We start from the raw sequence: 17970 nt of genomic DNA, 5'->3' as shown, positions 1-17970 counted from the left end.
CGACACGGACGGCGCCCGCGCGCCCGGGCACAGCGAGGGAGAACAGCGGGGATGAAGACGGACACCCCGACCGCCGGCACCGAGCAGGACTGCGCCGCCGACAGCGGCCCGGCCTGCGCCGCCACACGCCGCGGCCGGCCCCGCAGCGAGGCCGCCGAGCAGGCCATCTTCACCGCGGTGGAGGACCTGATGGCGGGCGGCACCACGATGGCCGAGCTCACCATCGAGGGCATCGCCACCGCCGCCGGCGTCGGCAAGGCCACCATCTACCGGCGCTGGCCCAACAAGGAGGCCCTGCTGGTCGACGTGGTCGGCCGGCTGGAGGTCCCGATGCCGGAGCCGACCGGCGGCGGCGCGCGGGCCGACCTGATCGAGATGATCGACTACATGCGCCGACGCGGCCTCGCCAAGCGCACCCGCTGGGTGCTCAAGGCGGCCCTCGGCCAGATGCACAGCCTGCCCGAGCTGCACAACGCCTACCGCGACCGGGTGGTCAAGCCCCGCCGGGAGGCCGGGCTGGCGCTGATCCGCCGCGCCGTGGACGAGGGCGTGCTCCGATCCGACCTCGAACTGGACCTGCTGGGCGACCTGTTGATGGGCCCGATCCTGTACCGCAGCATCCTGTGGGACGACTCCGACCTGGAGGACCCGGACCTGGCCCGCAAGATGGTCGACTCGCTGCTCGACGGCCTCGCGCCGCACTGACCCCCGACGCCGTCCGCCCGGCCCGCGCCGCCCCCGGGGCCGTGTCGGGGCCGCGTCGGGGCCGCGTCGAACGCCCGGCCGTCCCGACCGGACGTGGTCTAACTCACCAAACGAGGCCGCGCCGGAACCCGCTCCGGGGGAGTGACGTCTCTCCCGGCATAGGCTGAGCCGGGTATCCGATCGAACCGGCACCGGTCCGGCACCGTGCCCGTCCGCACGGGCCGGACCCCGGACCGGCGGACGGCACGAGCGAACGGGAGCCACGCAATGGTGCAGGCGGACAGGACCGAGCGGACCGCGGCTCCCGGAGGTGCCGACGACTCGGCCCCCGCGGCCCCGTCCGGCGGATTCCTCGGCCTGCGGGACTGGGGCCGGGACGCCCGCGGGGCCACCACCTGGCGGCGCGGCCTGGTGGTCGCCGTCCTGGCCGCGCTGACCGCCGCGCTGTTCGCCTTCCACGCCGAGGTCCCCAACGGCGTCGGCAACCTCGGCAGTCTGCTGGAGACCTTCCTGCCCTGGCTGGGCCTGGCCGTCCCGTTGCTGCTCGTGCCCGCGCTGCTGCGCCGCTCCGCCACCGCGCTGCTCACCCTGCTGCTGCCCCTGGTGCTCTGGGCCAACCTGTTCGGCGGCCTGCTGACCGACAAGAGCGGTGGCAAGGGGGACTGGACGGTGGTCAGCCACAACGTCGCCGCCGGGAACACCGACGTCCCGGCCACCGTCCGGGGGCTGGTGGCGTCCGGCGCCCAGATCGTCGCCCTGCAGGAGCTGGCCGGCCGGTCGCTGCGCTCGTACGAGACCGGGCTCGCCGAGGCCTACCCCTACCACACGGTGGAGGGCACCGTCGGGCTCTGGTCGAAGTACCCGATCAGCGGGGTCTCCCCGGTGGACCTCAAGATGGGCTGGACCAGGGCGTTCCGGGCCCAGGTCGGCACCCCGCAGGGCCCGGTCGCGGTGTACGTCGCGCACCTGCCCTCGGTGCGGCTGAAGGCCGAGGGCGGTTTCACCGTCAACCAGCGGGACGCCAGCGCACAGGCGCTCGGCGACGCGATCCAGGCCGAGCCGGTCAGGAAGGTGCTGCTGCTCGGCGACCTCAACGGCACCATGAACGACCGCAGTCTGGCACCGGTCACCTCGCAGATGCGCTCGGCCCAGGGCGCCGCCGGGGACGGCTTCGGCTTCAGCTGGCCGGCGGCCTTCCCGATGGCCCGGATCGACCAGATCATGAGCAGGGGCGGGCTCGAACCGGTCGACTCCCGCACCCTGCCCCGGGACGGCAGCGACCACCTCGCGGTGGTCGCCACCTACCGGTACTGACGGGTCAGCCGCGGCGCCAGCGGTTGGTGATCGGCAGCCGGCGGTCCCGGCCGAAGTTCTTCACCGAGATCTTCGGGCCCGGCGGGTACTGGCGCCGCTTGTACTCGGCGGTGTCGACCAGCCGCACCACCCGGTCCACCACGGCCGGGTCGAAACCGGCCGCGACGATCGCGTCCCGGCCCTCGTCGCCCTCGATGTAGCGGGTCAGCACGCTGTCCAGCAGGTCGTAGTCGGGCAGCGAGTCGGTGTCCTTCTGGTCCGGCCGCAGCTCGGCGGACGGGGGCTTGACGATGGTGTTCTCCGGGATCGGAGCCACCTCGCCGCGCCGCCCGGCCTCCTCGTTGCGCCAGCGGGCCAGCCGGAAGACCAGCGACTTGTAGACGTCCTTGATCGGCCCGAAGGCGCCCACCGAGTCGCCGTACAGGGTCGAGTAACCGACCGCCAGTTCGCTCTTGTTGCCGGGCGCGAGCACGATGTGCCCCTCCTGGTTGGAGATCGCCATCAGCAGCGTGCCGCGCAGCCGGGACTGCAGGTTCTCCTCGGCCAGGCCGCTCAGCCCGGTGGCGCCCATGTAGGCGTCGAACATCGGGGCGATGGAGACGGTCCGGAAGTGCAGGCCGGTCCGGCGGGCCAGGTCCGCCGCGTCGTCCTTGGAGTGCTCGGAGGAGTAGCGGCTGGGCATCGAGACGCAGTACACGTTCTCGGCGCCGATCGCGTCCACCGCGATCGAGGCCACCAGCGCCGAGTCGATGCCGCCGGAGAGGCCGATCAGCACCGAACGGAAACCGTTCTTCTCCACGTACGCCCGGGTGCCGGAGACCAGCGCGGCCCAGATCTCGGCCTCGTCCGAGATCCGCGGCGCCACCTCGGCGGCCAGCGCCGGTACGGGGGCGGGCCGCGGCTCGCCGCTCAGCTCGGTGCGGACCAGGTGCAGGCCGTCGCTCAGCAGCAGGCCGTCGGTGTGGTCGCTGCTCGCGGCCGGCAGGTCGAGGTCCAGCACCATCAGGTGCTCCTCGAACTGCGGGGAGCGGCCCAGCACTTCGCCGTCCGCGCCGACCACGATCGAGTCGCCGTCGAAGACCAGCTCGTCCTGGCCGCCGACCATGTTGACGTAGGCCAGGGCGCAGCCCGCCTCGGCCGCCCGGCGCCGCACCAGCTCCAGCCGCTCGTCGTCCTTGTTCCGCTCGTACGGCGAGCCGTTGACCACCAGCAGCAGCCCGGCCTCGGCCTCGCGGGCCGCGGTGACCCGGCCGCCGTCCTGCCAGATGTCCTCGCAGATCGCCAGTGCGACGTCCACCCCGTGCACCCGGACGACCGGCAGCTGGTCGCCCGGGACGAACCAGCGGAACTCGTCGAACACGCCGTAGTTGGGCAGGTGGTGCTTGGCGAAGCGGGTCACCACCTCGCCCCGGTGCAGCACGGCGGCACAGTTCTGCGGCGACCCGGCCGGGCGGTTGAAGCGCGGCGAGGCGTGCTCGGAGCGCCCGAGGTAGCCGACCACCACCGGCACCTCGCCCAGACCCTCGACCGCCAGCCGGGCGGCCAGCTCGACCAGCGCGCCCCGGGAGGCCTCGACGAAGGAGCCCCGCAGGGCGAGGTCCTCGACCGGGTACCCGGTGAGGGCCATCTCGGGGAAGGCGACCAGCTGCGCGCCGGCCTCGACGGCCTGCTTGGTCCAGCGCACCACCTCATCGCTGTTGCGGGCGAGGTCACCGACCCAGGGGTCGATCTGGCTCAGGGCGAGACGGAGATTGGGCATGTCCCCGAGTGTAATCGTCTATCTGACGCAATGTCCCGCGAGGGGGCGGTCCGGACGCCGTCCCGGGGGTCGGCACTGCCGTCCCGGCCGGTGATCGGCCATGATGGGGACATTCGCGGCCAGGGGTCTTCCGGAGGCCTCCCGGGCGTAACACGAGCGTAAAGAGCAGAGGTGAGACTGTCCCCATGGGCAAGCAGCAGCAGTTCGTGCTTCGGACGCTCGAAGAGCGTGACATCCGGTTCGTCCGGCTGTGGTTCACCGACGTGCTCGGGTTCCTCAAGTCGGTCGCGGTGGCGCCGGCCGAACTGGAGCAGGCCTTCGAGGAGGGCATCGGGTTCGACGGCTCCGCGATCGAGGGCTTCGCCCGGGTGTACGAGTCCGACATGATCGCCAAGCCGGACCCGACCACCTTCCAGATCCTGCCGTGGCGCTCGGAGACCCCGGGCACCGCCCGGATGTTCTGCGACATCCTGATGCCGGACGGCTCGCCGTCCTACGCCGACCCCAGGTTCGTGCTCAAGCGCACCCTGGAGAAGGCCTCCGAGCAGGGCTTCACCTTCTACACCCACCCGGAGATCGAGTTCTTCCTGCTGAAGAACCTGCCCGGCGACGGCACCGCGCCCATCCCCGCCGACCAGTCCGGCTACTTCGACCACACCCCGCGCGGGGTCGGCCACGACTTCCGCCGCCAGGCGATCACCATGCTGGAGTCGATGGGCATCTCGGTCGAGTTCTCGCACCACGAGGGCGCCCCCGGCCAGCAGGAGATCGACCTGCGCTACGCCGACGCGCTGTCCACCGCCGACAACATCATGACCTTCCGCCTGGTCATGAAGGAGGTCGCGCTGGAGCAGGGCGTGCACGCCAGCTTCATGCCCAAGCCCTTCTCCGAGCACCCCGGCAGCGGCATGCACACCCACGTCTCGCTGTTCGAGGGCGACCGCAACGCCTTCCACGAGTCCGGCGCCGAGTACCAGCTCTCCAAGGTCGGCAGGTCCTTCATCGCCGGCCTGCTGAAGCACGCCGCCGAGACCGCCGCCGTCACCAACCAGTGGGTGAACTCCTACAAGCGGATCTGGGGCGGCTCCCAGCGCACCGCCGGCGCCGGCGGCGAGGCGCCGTCCTACATCTGCTGGGGCCACAACAACCGTTCGGCGCTCATCCGGGTGCCGATGTACAAGCCGGGCAAGCAGGGCTCCACCCGGATCGAGGTCCGCTCCCTCGACACCGGCTGCAACCCCTACCTCGCCTACGCCGTCACCCTCGCGGCCGGCCTCAAGGGCATCGAGGAGGGCTACGAGCTCCCGCCCGGCGCCGACGACGACGTGTGGGCGCTGTCCGACTCCGAGCGCCGCGCCCTCGGCATCCAGCCGATGCCGCAGAACCTCGGCGAGGCCATCGACCTGATGCAGCGCAGCGAACTCGTCGCCGAGACCCTGGGCGAGCACGTGTTCGACTTCTTCCTGCGCAACAAGCGCCAGGAGTGGGAGGAGTACCGCTCCGAGGTCACCCCGTTCGAGCTGCGGAAGAACCTCCAGGTGCTGTGAGCGGGTGACGGCCGCTCGCACCGCCTCCGGCCCGCCGTCGCCCGCGAGGGCGGCGGCGGGCCTTCGCGTGGACGGACCGGCGGCACGGGCCGCCGCGACGGCCCGTACGTCCGCCCGGCGGTGGTGCCCGGCGCCGGGCCGTCCGGGCGCGTAACCTGCTGGGGCGGACGGATGGAGGGGTCGATGGCGGTGGAGGATCAGCGGGCCGGGAGCCGGGTCAGCAGGCCGGAGAACCGGCTGGTCCGGCGCGGATTCGGCGACCCGGCACGGGCGGTGCGGCTGCTGGAGGGCCCCGGGCTGGAAGGGCTCGCCGACGACCCCGTGCTGCTGGACGCGCTCGGCGCCACCGCCGACCCCGACCTCGCGCTGCTCGGCCTGGCCCGGCTGATGGAGGCCGCCGAGGAGACCGACCGGCACACCCTGCGGGACACCCTCACCACCTCCAAGCCGCTGCGCGACCGGCTGCTCGGCGTGCTCGGCGTCTCCACCGCGCTCGGCGACCACCTGGCCCGGCACCCGCACGACTGGCACATGCTGGTCACCTTCGAACTGCGCGACATGCACCCCGGCCCCGAGGACTTCCTCCGCGCCCTCGGCGAGGGCGTCCGCGAGGGCGACCGCGGCCCGGCGGACGCCCTGCGGGTCGCCTACCGCCGCTGCCTGCTCACCATCGCCGCCCGCGACCTCACCGGCACCAGCGACCTCGCCCGGACCGCCGCCGAACTCGCCGACCTGGCCGGCGCCACCCTGCAGACCGCCCTGGACCTCGCCGCCGAACACGACCCGGAGGCCGCCGCGGCCTGCCGGCTCGCGGTGATCGGCATGGGCAAGTGCGGCGGCCGTGAACTGAACTACGTCTCGGACGTGGACGTCATCTTCGTCGCCGAGCCGCGCGAGGGCGTGGACGAGCACGAGGCGGTCAAGGCCGCCACCCGGCTGGCCGCCGCCCTCACCCGGCTCTGCGCGGACACCACCGGCGAGGGCACCATCTGGCCGGTGGACGCCAACCTGCGCCCCGAGGGCCGCAACGGCCCGCTGGTGCGCACCCTGGCCAGCCACCTCGCCTACTACCAGCGCTGGGCCAAGACCTGGGAGTTCCAGGCGCTGCTCAAGGCCCGCCCGGTCGCCGGGGACGCCGAGCTCGGCGCCGCGTACGTCGAGGCGCTCGCCCCGATGGTGTGGCAGGCCGCCGCCCGGGAGAACTTCGTCACCGACGTGCAGCAGATGCGCCGGCGGGTGATCGACTCCATCCCGGTGACCGAACTGGACCGCCAGCTCAAGCTCGGCCCGGGCGGGCTGCGCGACGTCGAGTTCTCCGTCCAGCTGCTCCAGCTGGTGCACGGCCGCACCGACCCGGCGCTGCGCAGCGGCAACACCCTGGAGGCGCTGGCCGCGCTCTCCCGGGGCGGGTACGTCGGCCGGGCGGACGCCACCTCGCTGGACACCGCGTACCGCTTCCTCCGCTCGCTGGAGCACCGGATCCAGCTCCACCGGCTGCGCCGCACCCACCTGATGCCCACCGGCGCCGAGGACCTGCGCCGGCTGGCCCGCTCGCTGACCGCGCTGATCAACGACGACACCCGGGCCGACCCGGTCGCCGCGCTGCAGCGGGAGTGGAAGCGGCACGCGGTGGAGGTCCGCCGGCTGCACGAGAAGCTGTTCTACCGGCCGCTGCTGGACGCGGTCGCGGAACTGCCGCCCGGCGCCGCCGGGCTGACCCCGGACGCCGCCCGGGCCCGGCTGGAGGCGCTCGGCTACACCGACCCGGCGGCCGCGCTGCGGCACATCAGCGCGCTGGCCTCCGGGGTGAGCCGCAAGGCGGCGATCCAGCGCACCCTGCTGCCGGTCCTGCTCGGCTGGTTCGCCGACTCGGCCGACCCGGACGCCGGGCTGCTCAACTTCCGCCAGGTCTCCGACGCGCTCGGCCGCACCCCCTGGTACCTGCGGCTGCTGCGGGACGAGAGCGCCGCCGCCGAACAGCTGGCCCGGGTGCTCTCGGCCGGCCGGCTCGCGCCCGACCTGCTGCTGCGCGCCCCCGAGGCGGTGGCCATGCTGGGCGACCCGCACGGCCTGGAACCGCGCGGGCGGGCGGCGCTGCAGTCGGAGATACTGGCCGCCGTCGGCCGGGCCGGGTCCACCACGGCCGCCGTGGCCGCCGCCCGCTCGGTGCGCCGCCGGGAGCTGTTCCGCACCGCCGCCGCGGACGTCCTCGGCCGGCTCGGGGAGGACCCCGCCGAGGCGCTGGACACCGCGGGCGAGGCGCTCACCGCGCTCAACGCCGCCACCCTGCACGGCGCGCTGCGGGCCTGCGTCGCGGGCTGGGAGGCCGAGCACGGGGACCTGCCGACCCGGATCTCGGTGGTCGCGATGGGCCGCTTCGGCGGCCACGAACTGGGCTACGGCTCGGACGCGGACGTGCTCTTCGTCCACGAGCCGCTGCTCGGCTCGCTGGAGGAGGACGCCGCCCGGGCCGCCCAGGCGGTCTGCCACGAGCTGCGCACCCAGCTCGGCGCGCCGTCCACCGAACCGCCGCTGGTGGTCGACGCCGACCTGCGGCCGGAGGGGCGCAGCGGTCCGCTGGTGCGCAGCCTCGCCTCGTACGCGGCGTACTACCGGCGCTGGTCGCACGCCTGGGAGAGCCAGGCGCTGCTGCGGGCCGAGCCGGTGGCCGGGGACGAGGACCTGGGCGCGCGGTTCCGGCAGCTGATCGACCCGCTGCGCTACCCGGGCGCCGGGGTGCCGGAGCGGGACCTGATGGAGATCCGCCGGATCAAGGCCCGGATCGAGGCCGAGCGGCTGCCGCGCGGGGCCGACCCGACCACCCACACCAAGATCGGGCGGGGCGGCCTGGCGGACGTGGAGTGGACGGTGCAGCTGCTCCAGCTGCAGCACGGGCACGAGGTGCCGGCCCTGCGGACCACCCGGACCAGGGCGGCGCTGGCGGCCGCGGTCGAGGCCGCTCTGGTGGGGCAGGAGGACGCGGAGGTGCTGGAGGCGGCCTGGGTGCTGGCCTCCCGGGTGCGGGCGGCGGTGATGCTGGTGCGCGGCCGGCCCGGGGACAGCTTCCCGGGGGAGGCCCGGGAGTTGTCCGGGGTGGCCCGCTACCTCGGGTACGGCGCCGGGCACAGCGGGGAGCTGCTGGACGACTACCGGCGGACCACCCGGCGGGCCCGGGTGGTGGTGGACCGGCTGTTCTACGGCCTGTGACCGATCCACGGCCGGTGGCCGACGGCCGGTGGACCCCGGAGGCGCTCCCGGGTACGCGGAAGGGGCCCCGGGTGGGGGCCCCTTCGTCGTGCGCGGGTGTCGCCGTGCGGGCGAGTGCCGGGCCTACCGGCGTGCGGTGCTGACCGCGGGCTCGCTCCACTGCTCGGGAACGGTGATCGGCTGCTCGGCGGCCGTCTCCCGGGAGGGCACCCGGGGCAGCTTGTAGACCCAGTCGTGGTAGAGCCAGCGGGCGGTGAGGAAGCCCAGGCTCAGGCAGATCTCGCCGCCGACGGCGTCCATCCAGAAGTGGTTGGCGGTCGAGACGATGACCAGCAGGGTCGCGGCCGGGTACATCAGGCCGAGTGCCCTGACCCACTTCCGGCGGGCCAGGAAGAAGATCGCCAGGCCGCACCACATCGACCAGCCGATGTGCATCGACGGCATCGCGGCGTACATGTTGGAGACGTGCGCGGCGGGCCCGGAGGCGAAGGAGCCCCAGGTGCCGTGGGTCTTCACGGTGTCGATGAAGCCGCCGTCGGCCATCAGCCGGGGCGGGGCCAGCGGGAAGGAGTAGAAGCCGACCAGCGCGATCAGGGTGGTGACGAACAGCACGGTGCGGGCGGCCACGTAGCGGCCGGGGTGGCTGCGGTAGAGCCAGACCAGCACGCCGATCGTGATCACGAAGTGCAGCGTGGCGTAGTAGTAGTTCATCCCTGTGATGAGCCACCCGACGCCGTCCACGGCGTGGTTGACCGAGCGCTCGACCGCGATGCCGAGGTGCTGCTCCAGCTCCCAGATCCAGCGTGCGTGCTTCTGGGCTATCGCTTCCTGCTGGGGGACCGCGTTGCGGACGACCGAGTAGATCCAGTAGCTGATCCCGATCAGGGCCAGCTCGAACCAGATCCGCGGCCGGGCCGGTGACCGGCGCTGCTCGCGGAAACGATTGCGCAGTGCGGCGCTTCGGGTCTGGGCGGCACGGGTGGCTCCGTCGGGCTGGCGACCGGGTTCGGCCGTCACCGCTTCGGAACCGCCACCGCTGGCCGCTTCGGCGCGCACGGCGTCGCCTCGCTGGATCTCGGTCGGTTCCCCCATGGACGAGAAGTCTGCCAGACCGCTCGTAGCCGTCTGCTCATCCTCTGGAAGTGGATTCTTCACCGGCTGTCCCCCTTGAGGGCTAGGGGCCGGCTCCCACCGGGGTAGGGGGTGCGCAGGGATCTGGTGCTAACCGGTGGGACGGACATACGTCCCATTGTCACGCCCGTCGCTCCGGGGGAGTAATCGGGGTGGCCGGAGACGGTCGGCGGCCTGGATTTTCCCCGAACGAAACGGTTTCTGCATCTTGCTGAAACATATTGCAGGCCGCTAGCTTCCTGGGAAATCGATCGCCCCTTCCCCTAAGGGAGCCCTCAGTGGCCGATGCCCCGCCCCGCCCCCGACGGAGCAGATCCCCCCGCGGTCCCGGCCGCACGGCCGTCCTGCTCGCGGCCGCGCTGACCGCCGCCACCCTCGGCGGCGCCCCCGCGGCCCTCGCCGCCGCGCCGCCGCCCCCGCCCTCCGACGCAGCCCTGGCGGCCACCGCCGGACGGCACGACCTCACCCGCGAGCAGTTCTACTTCGTCCTGCCCGACCGCTTCGCCAACGGCGACCAGGCCAACGACGGCGGCGGCATCACCGGCGGCCGCCTGGAGAACGGCTTCGACCCCGCCGACAAGGGCTTCTACCACGGCGGCGACCTGGCCGGCCTGATCCGGAAGCTCGACTACATCCAGGACCTCGGCACCACCGCGATCTGGATGGCGCCGATCTTCAAGAACAAGCCGGTGCAGGGCACCGGGGCGGACGCCTCGGCCGGCTACCACGGCTACTGGATCACCGACTTCACCCAGGTCGACCCGCACTTCGGCACCAACGACCAGCTCAAGGAGCTGATAGCCAAGGCGCACGCCCGCGGCATCAAGGTCTTCTTCGACGTCATCACCAACCACACCGCCGACGTCGTCGACGACGCCGAGCAGCAGCACGGCTACCGCTCGACCGGTGCCTACCCGACGCTCGACGCCGACGGCAACCCGGTCGACGAGACCGCCGTCGCCGACGCGGGGACGCCCTGGCCGCGGATCACCAAGGACTCCTTCCCGTACACCCCGGTCTTCCGCAACCCCGGGGACGCGACCGCCAAGACCCCGTCCTGGCTCAACGACCCCTCGCTGTACCACAACCGGGGCGACTCGACCTTCGTCGGCGAGTCCGCCACCGAGGGCGACTTCAGCGGCCTCGACGACCTCGACACCCAGAACCCCCGGGTGGTGAAGGGCTTCGAGAAGGTCTACCAGCAGTGGGTCAAGGACGTCGGCGTGGACGGCTTCCGGATCGACACCGTCAAGCACGTGAACATGGCCTTCTGGCAGCAGTGGGCGCCCGCGCTCAAGGACTTCGCGGCCAAGCAGGGCAACAAGAAGTTCTTCATGTTCGGCGAGGTCTACTCCGGCGACCCGGCGGTCACCTCGCCCTACGTCACCAAGGGCAAGCTGCAGGCCACCCTGGACTTCCCGTTCCAGGGCGCCGCCCGGTCCTACGTCTCCCAGGGCGGATCGGCGAAGACCCTCGCCGACGTCTACGGCCAGGACTACCGCTACACCGGCGCCGACAGCGACGCGTACGAGCTGCCGACCTTCCTCGGCAACCACGACATGGGCCGCTTCGGCTCCTTCCTGCTCGCCGACAACCCGGGCGCCGACGAGGCGACCCTGCTGAAGAAGGACCGGCTCGGCAACGAGCTGCAGTTCCTCACCCGCGGCCAGCCCGTCGTCTACTACGGCGACGAGCAGGGCTTCACCGGGGCGGGCGGCGACAAGGACGCCCGGCAGGACCTGTTCGCCTCGAAGACCCCCTCCTACAACGGCGACCGGGTGCTCGGCGGCGCCGCCGGTCCGGCCGACCGCTACGGACAGGGCGGCGAGCTCTACCAGGGCATCGCCGGGCTGGCGAAGCTGCGCCGGGACAACCCGGCGCTGGCCGACGGCGCCCAGATCGAGCGGTACGCCGCCGACGGCCCCGGCGTCTACGCCTTCTCCCGGATCGACGCGGCGCAACAGGTCGAGTACCTGGTGGCGGTCAACAACGCCACCGAGGCGAAGACCGTCACGCTGGACACCTTCTCGGCCGGGACGGGCTTCGACCGGATCTACCCGGCGGCGGGGGAGCGGGTCACCAGCGGCGCCGACCGCAAGGTGACCGTCACCGTTCCCGCGCTCTCCTCCGTGGTGCTCAAGGCGGCCGGCCGGCTCGCGGCCCCGGCCGCGGCGCCGCAGCTCTCGGTGCAGCCGCCCGCGGACGGCGCCACCGGGCTCGTCACGGTCGGCGCCGGCGCCGACGGCAGCGGGTTCGACCGGGTGAGCTTCGCCGCCCAGATCGGCACCGGGCCCTGGCAGACGCTGGGCACCGCCGACACCGGGAAGCCCGGCCCCGACGGCCGGAGGAACTTCCTCGTCACCCAGGACCTCGGCGCCGTCGCCCCCGGCACGGTCGTGCGGTACAAGGCGGTCGTGCAGGACTCCGGGGGCCACCTGCGCTCCGCCACCGCGAGCTTCACCACCGGCACCCCCGCGCCCGAGCCGGTGCCCACCGCGGGCGCCCGCCCGTACGCCGTCGTCCACTACAACCGGCCGGACGGCGACTACGACGGCTGGAACCTCTACGCCTGGGGCGACCTCGCCGACGGCGAGGCCACCCAGTGGCCCGCCGGGCACGGCTTCACCGGGCGGGACGCGTACGGCGCCTTCGCGTACGTGCGGCTCAAGCCGGGCGCCTCGGACGTCGGGTTCGTCGTGGAGAAGAACGGCGTCAAGGACGTGGACGCCGACCGGCACGTCGACATCGGCAGCACCGGCGAGGTGTGGCTGAAGCAGGGCGACCCGGCCGTGCGCACCGCCGACCCCGGCCCGGCGAACACCCAGCCGGCGAACACCGCCGTCATCCACTACAACCGGGCCGACGGCGACTACGACGGCTGGGGCCTGCACGACTGGACCGGCGCCGCCGCCCCCACCGACTGGGGCAAGCCGCTGACGCCGGTGCGCCGCGACGCCTTCGGCGCCGTCTTCGAGGTGCCGCTGGCCCCCGGCGCGACCAGCCTCAGCTACATCCTCCACAAGGGCAACGACAAGGACCTGCCCGCCGACCAGTCGCTGGACTTCGCCGTCAACGGCAAGGAGGTCTGGATCCTCGGCGGCCGCGAGGGCTACCTGCTGCCGCAGAACCCGGCCGCCTCCTTGCAGGTCGACCTCGGCACCGCCAAGGCGCAGTGGATCGACGCGCGGACCGTCGTCGTCCCGGCGAACTACGGCGCGGGCGACGACGCCCTGGCCGGCGGCACCAGCGCCCAGCTGGTGTACGACCCGGCCGGCGGCATCAAGGCCGACAAGGGCGTGCTGACCGAGCCCGGCCGGTGGCTGCGGCTCACCCCGGTCAAGGGCGGGCTGACCGACGCGCAGAAGGCCGCGTACCCGCACCTGGCGGGCTACCGGGCCTTCACCGTCGACGCCCGGGACACCGCCCGCGTCCCGGCCGCGCTGCGCGGCCAGCTGCTGTTCACCGAACACCTGCCCAGCGGCGCCCTGCTGGCCGGGACCGGGGTGCAGATCCCGGGCGTGCTGGACGCGTTGTACGCCGGGCGGACCGGCAAGGTCGACTTCGGCCCGGCCTACTACGACGGCAAGGTGGCGCTGTCGCTGTGGGCGCCGACCGCGCAGGAGGTCTCCGTCCAGGTCTTCGACGGCCCGACCGGAGGCACCCCGAAGACCCTGCCGCTGAAGCGGGACGACGAGACCGGAGTCTGGGAAGTCGTCCGTGACAAGGGCGAGTTGGACGGCAAGTACTACCTCTACCAGGTGAAGGTCTGGGCGCCCTCGGTGCAGCAGGTGGTGGTCAACACCGTCACCGACCCGTACTCGGTGGCGCTGTCGACCGACTCGAAGCGCAGCCTCGTCGCGAACCTCGACGCCAAGGAGCTCAAGCCCGCGGGCTGGGACGACCACGCCCGCCCGCAGGCCGTGCCGCCCGCGCAGCAGCAGATCCAGGAACTGCACGTCCGGGACTTCTCGGTGGCGGACACCACCGTCCCGGCCGCCGAACGCGGCACCTACCTGGCGTTCACCGAGTCGCAGTCGGCCGGCATGCAGCACCTGCGGGACCTGGCCAAGGCGGGGGTGACCACGATCCACCTGCTGCCGACCTTCGACATCGCCACCATCCGGGAGAACCGGGCGGAGCAGAAGCTGCCCGCCTGCGACCTCAAGTCCCTCCCGGCGGACGGCCCGAAGCAGCAGGAGTGCGTGGCGGCCGTCGCGGCCGACGACGCCTACAACTGGGGCTACGACCCGCTGCACTACAACGTGCCGGAGGGCTCCTACGCGACGGACCCCGGGGGCACGGCCCGCACCGTGCAGTTCCGGCAGATGGTGCAGGCCATGCACGCGGCCGGGCTGCGGGTGGTGCTCGACGTGGTCTACAACCACACCGCCGCCAGCGGACAGGCCGAGCACTCGGTGCTGGACCGGGTCGTCCCCGGCTACTACCAGCGGCTGGACGCCGACGGCAAGGTGACGGCGGACAGCTGCTGCTCCGACACCGCGCCCGAACACGCCATGATGAACCGGCTGGTGGTCGACTCGGTGACCCTGTGGGCCCGGGAGTACAAGGTGGACGGCTTCCGCTTCGACCTGATGGGCCTGGACCCGAAGTCCACCATGCTGGACGTGCAGGCCGCGCTGCGGAAGATGACGCCGGACTCGGACGGCGTGGACGGCAAGAACGTCCTCCTGTACGGCGAGGGCTGGAACTTCGGCGCCGTCGCGAACAACGCCCGGTTCCAGCAGGCCACCCAGCTCAACATGGCCGGCACCGGCATCGCCACCTTCGACGACCGGATCCGCGACGCCGCGCGCGGCGGCAACTTCATGCTCGACTCCGCGCCGCAGCAGGGCTTCGCCTCGGGCCTGTTCACCGACCCGAACGGCTCGCCCGCGAACGGGAGCCCGGAGGAACAGAAGGCCCGGCTGCTGCACCAGATGGACCAGCTGAAGGTGGGCCTGACCGGGAACCTCGCCGGGTACTCCTTCACCGACAGCTCCGGGAAGGCCGTCACCGGCGCCCAGGTCGACTACAACGGCTCCCCGACCGGGTACGCGGCCAAGCCCGGCGAGGCGGTGGAGTACGTGGACGCCCACGACAACACCGACCTCTTCGACGCGCTCGCGTACAAGCTGCCGACCGGCACCGCGCCCGCCGACCGCGCCCGGATGCAGGCGCTCGGGCTCTCGCTCACCGCGCTCACCCAGGGCGCGGGCTTCGCCCAGGCCGGCAGCGACCTGCTGCGCTCCAAGTCGCTCGACTCCAACTCCTACGACTCGGGCGACTGGTTCAACGCGATCCACTGGCCCGACCCGTCGACGGGTGCCGTGGACGGCAACGGCTGGGGCCGCGGCCTGCCGCCGGCCGCCGACAACAAGGGCATGTGGCCGACCGCGCAGTCCCTGCTGGCGAACCCGAAGCTGACCGTCGGCGCGGCCGACATGCGGGCGGCCTCGGCGCAGTACCAGGAGTTCCTGCGGATCAAGCAGTCCTCGCCGCTGTTCTCCCTGCCGACCCTGGCGGCCGTCCAGCAGCGGCTCTCGTACCCGCTGTCCGGCACCGCCGGCGAGCTGCCCGGGGTGATCACCCTGCACCTGGACGGCACCGGTCTGGCCGGGGCGGAGAAGGGTGTCACGGTGGTCTTCAACGCCACGCCCACCGCACAGGCGCAGACCGTGGCCGCCCTGCGGGGGACGGGCCAGACGCTGCACCCCGCGCAGGCGGGCGGGACGGACCCGGTGGTGAAGCAGTCCGGCTTCGACGCCGCGACCGGCACGTTCACCGTGCCGGGGCGGACCGTGGCGGTGTTCGTCCAGCGCTGATCCGGGTGCCGGGGCCGGGCCGGTGTCGATCCGACACCGGGCCGGCCCCGGCGCCGTTCCGACACAGTTCCGACACCGGGCCGTACACCGGCTCCGACCGGTTCCGGCACCGGGCCGGACACCGGTCCCGGCACCGGATCGGACACCGGTCCGTACACCCGGGCAACCGCTGGGCCCCGCACCGCCGTTGAGGCGGAGCGGGGCCCGGTTCCGTTCCGGTCACGGTTTGGCCGGAAACAGTTCCTGGCACGGCCGGAACTGTGACGTGCCGCGCCCGCGCGGCGCTGTCCGCCGCCCGGCGGGGCGGCTCGGACTCCTGAGTGCTGGTCAGTGACCGCCGGTAGTGATCGAACTTTGTCCGGAGCATGAAAACCGTGTTCACGAGTTCGCAATGGCGTAGCACAACTGACGGACCGCCGTGCATACGGTTTCGGTAATGAACCGGCCAATCAGTGGCATGCATCTGTCATTGGCGGCCGGTTTGCTGCCACGATTCCTCCGGCTGCAGACGTGGGGGCCCCACCCCCCGGTGCAGCCGTTCCAGCCGAGGTGCAGCGCGTCCCGACCCTGCAACGGGTTGTGTGCACCGCAACCCGCTACCGCACCCCCGTCGCACCCGGCGGGGGCCCCCACTGCGCCGCAACCCCGCGGCCCAGGTTTCTCTCCACCGGTGCGACCCAGCGCCGGTCGGAAAAGGAGTCCGCATGTCCCGTTACGCTCACGCCCGGAAGGCGGCGGTCGTCATGGCCGCCTCCACCGCGCTGCTGGTCACCGGCATACCGGTCATCGCCCAGGCGGCCACCCCGGACGCGCCGGCCGCCGTCGCGGCCCAGCAGACCACCCGGGCCGCGCTGATCGCCTCGGCGAACCAGCAGACCGCCTCCCTCGCCCAGGCCCTCGGCCTGAGCGGCCAGGAGAAGCTGGTCACCAAGGACGTCGTCCAGGACACCAACGGCGGTCGCCACCTGCGCTACGAGCGCACCTACGCCGGACTCCCCGTCCTCGGCGGCGACCTGATCGTGCACCAGGACGCGAACGGTGCCACCAAGAGCGTGACCAAGGCCAGCGAGGCCAGCCTCGCCGGCGTCGACACCACCCCGGCCCAGGCCGCGCCGAAGGCCCAGGCCGCCGCGCTGGCCGTCGAGGCGGGCTCCGTCGACACCGCCCCCCGCCTGGTGGTGTGGGCCGCGGACGGCACCCCGAAGCTCGCCTGGGAGACCGTCATCGCCGGCCGCGAGTCCGACGGCACCCCGAGCAAGCTGCACGTGGTGACCGACGCCAAGACCGGTGACGTGCTCAGCAAGGCCGACGGCATCAAGCGCGGCTCCGGCACCGGCGTCTTCGTCGGCAACGTGCCGCTGACCACCACCCAGAGCGGCTCGACCTACTCGCTGAAGGACGCCACCCGCGGCGGCCAGAACACCACCGACATGAAGAACGGCACCTCCGGCAACGGCACGCTGTTCTCCAAGTCCTCGGACACCTGGGGCAACGGCCAGGCCAGCAACCGCGAGTCGGCCGCCGTCGACGCCCAGTTCGGTGCCGCCGCCACCTGGGACTTCTACAAGAACACCTTCGGCCGCAACGGCATCCGCAACGACGGCGTCGGCGCGATGAGCCGCGTCCACTACGACACCGGCTACGTCAACGCGTTCTGGGACGACAGCTGCTTCTGCATGACGTACGGCGACGGCTCCGGTGACACCCACCCGCTGACCGAGCTGGACGTCGCGGGCCACGAGATGAGCCACGGCGTCACCTCGGCCACCGCCAACCTGAACTACTCGGGCGAGTCCGGCGGCCTCAACGAGGCCACCTCGGACATCTTCGGCAACATGGTCGAGTTCTACGCCAACCTGCCCGCCGACACCCCGGACTACCTGGTCGGCGAGCTGATCGACATCAACGGCAACGGCACGCCGCTGCGCTACATGGACAAGCCCTCCAAGGACGGCACCTCGGCCGACTCCTGGTACTCGGGCGTCGGCAACCTGGACGTGCACTACTCGTCCGGCGTCGCCAACCACTTCTTCTACCTGCTGGCCGAGGGCAGCGGCGCCAAGGTCATCAACGGCGTCAGCTACAACAGCCCGACGGTCAACAACATCACCGTCACCGGCATCGGCCGGGACAAGGCCGCGCAGGTCTGGTACAAGGCGCTGACCGCGTACATGACCTCCACCACCAACTACGCGGCCGCCCGTACCGCGACCCTGAGCGCGGCCACCGACCTGTACGGCGCCAACAGCGCCGAGTACAACGCGGTCGCCACCGCCTGGGCCGGCGTCAACGTCGGCTCGCTGCCCAACCCGGGCGGCGTCACCGTCACCAGCCCGGGCAACCAGTCGACCGCCGTCGGCACCGCCGTCAACCTGGCCATCAAGGCCTCGGGCGGCACGGCTCCGCTGTCGTACTCGGCGACGGGTCTGCCGGCCGGTCTGGTGATCAACGCCTCGACGGGTGCGATCACGGGTACGCCGACCGC

Annotated in this window: 8 protein-coding genes; 6 read left to right on the top strand and 2 right to left on the bottom strand. The window is 72.6% G+C overall.

The features are described 5' to 3' along the window. Positions 1-51 precede the first annotated feature (51 nt). Together ACFV04_RS38725 and ACFV04_RS38720 are read left to right on the top strand one after the other, a co-directional pair. Complete coding sequence (locus ACFV04_RS38725) at positions 52-705, top strand: TetR/AcrR family transcriptional regulator (protein ID WP_380342691.1); 654 nt, start codon at positions 52-54, stop codon at positions 703-705. A 267-nt stretch (positions 706-972) separates the two neighbouring features. Continuing rightward, on the top strand, positions 973-2019 hold the full coding sequence (locus ACFV04_RS38720) for an endonuclease/exonuclease/phosphatase family protein (RefSeq protein ID WP_380535703.1): 1047 nt from the start codon (positions 973-975) through the stop codon (positions 2017-2019). A gap of 4 nt (positions 2020-2023) precedes the next feature. On the opposite strand, the gene ACFV04_RS38715 is transcribed toward ACFV04_RS38720, so the two are convergent. Next, complete coding sequence (locus tag ACFV04_RS38715) at positions 2024-3778, bottom strand: NAD+ synthase (protein WP_380342695.1); 1755 nt, start codon at positions 3776-3778, stop codon at positions 2024-2026. Between the two features lie 185 nt (positions 3779-3963). Between ACFV04_RS38715 and glnA the strand changes: the two genes are divergently transcribed. Together glnA and ACFV04_RS38705 are read left to right on the top strand one after the other, a co-directional pair. After that, complete coding sequence (glnA, locus tag ACFV04_RS38710) at positions 3964-5325, top strand: type I glutamate--ammonia ligase (RefSeq protein WP_380342698.1); 1362 nt, start codon at positions 3964-3966, stop codon at positions 5323-5325. A 183-nt stretch (positions 5326-5508) separates the two neighbouring features. Further along, positions 5509-8532 (top strand): bifunctional [glutamine synthetase] adenylyltransferase/[glutamine synthetase]-adenylyl-L-tyrosine phosphorylase, encoded by a 3024-nt coding sequence (locus tag ACFV04_RS38705; RefSeq protein WP_380342701.1) that lies wholly within the window; start codon positions 5509-5511, stop codon positions 8530-8532. 123 nt (positions 8533-8655) lie between these two features. Here the strand turns inward: ACFV04_RS38705 and ACFV04_RS38700 are convergent, their stop codons facing one another. Next, positions 8656-9624 (bottom strand): phosphatase PAP2 family protein, encoded by a 969-nt coding sequence (locus ACFV04_RS38700; RefSeq protein WP_380342704.1) that lies wholly within the window; start codon positions 9622-9624, stop codon positions 8656-8658. Between the two features lie 317 nt (positions 9625-9941). Here ACFV04_RS38700 and pulA point away from each other — a divergent pair, with 317 nt between their 5' ends. Together pulA and ACFV04_RS38690 are read left to right on the top strand one after the other, a co-directional pair. Further along, entirely contained in the window at positions 9942-15485 is a 5544-nt protein-coding gene (gene pulA, locus ACFV04_RS38695; RefSeq protein ID WP_380535700.1) for a pullulanase-type alpha-1,6-glucosidase, read from the top strand. Between the two features lie 704 nt (positions 15486-16189). Then, on the top strand, positions 16190-17970 hold a 1781-nt coding region (locus tag ACFV04_RS38690), incomplete at its 3' end, for a M4 family metallopeptidase (protein WP_380535698.1).

Source organism: Kitasatospora sp. NPDC059599 (assembly GCF_042735125.1).
Taxonomy (GTDB): domain Bacteria; phylum Actinomycetota; class Actinomycetes; order Streptomycetales; family Streptomycetaceae; genus Kitasatospora.
Note: the sequence above shows the minus strand (reverse complement) of the source record. Positions and strands in the feature narration are given on the sequence as shown.